This window comes from Vibrio sp. 704, assembly GCF_033339295.1.
The window spans coordinates 1-754 of the sequence record NZ_JAWOUH010000366.1 but is presented as its reverse complement, the minus strand read 5'-3'; the positions used below and the strand labels follow the sequence as shown (position 1 = coordinate 754).

Annotated in this window: 1 pseudogene; it reads left to right on the top strand. The window is 39.3% G+C overall.

The window, feature by feature from the left end:
• Positions 1-324, top strand: a pseudogene (locus R7R24_RS26505) (DNA topoisomerase I subunit omega); the annotation flags it as partial.
• Positions 325-754 lie beyond the last annotated feature (430 nt).

The following is a 754-nucleotide window of genomic DNA, read 5'->3' as shown; positions in this document are numbered from 1 at the left end:
AACTCAGATGCGTACTTCGTGCTTCGTGATGGTGCTTCTGGCCTATTTATGGCGGCAAGCAACTTCCCTAAATCGCGTGAAACAAGAGCACCTCTAGTCTCTGAACTGGCGCGTTTTGAAGAGCGTCTACCAGAGAAGTTTAAGTACCTAACAACGGCTCCTCAAGAGGATCCAGATGGTCGCCCAGCCGTGGTTCGCTTTAGCCGTAAGACGAAAGAGAACTATGTTCGTTCAGAAGACGACGGTAAACCAAGTGGTTGGACTGCACTTTACGTTGATGGTAAGTGGGAAATCACTGATAAACGTAAAAAAGCGAAAGCTTAAGCTCAACTTATAAAATAAAGGCAGCAAATACGCTGCCTTTATTTTTATATCCACCTGTCTAAGCGGGTTTCCATCTGCTCCTTTCCCTACCGTTTTTAAGCTCTGTTTTCCCACTTTTAGCGATTTGTTTTGTCTGAATCTACAAGTGTCTTTTCTGTAAACAACATTCAGTTGAACTATTCATTTTATATTCACACATTTGTTATATCTTGGTATTTCAAACATGAACTGTAGTTAACGCGTTCGTAAATTGTTTTCACAATGTAATCGCTTACTTGGCCTTGTGTGATCTGGATATCGTCTTGAGCAAGTAACCTTTGTATGTAACACAGAACGGCATATTAAAAATTGTAATTTAGATTCTGGTTGGATAATTTATTACAAAATTAGTGCAATTGTATGCATTTATTTAGCGTCAAAAAATAAGAAC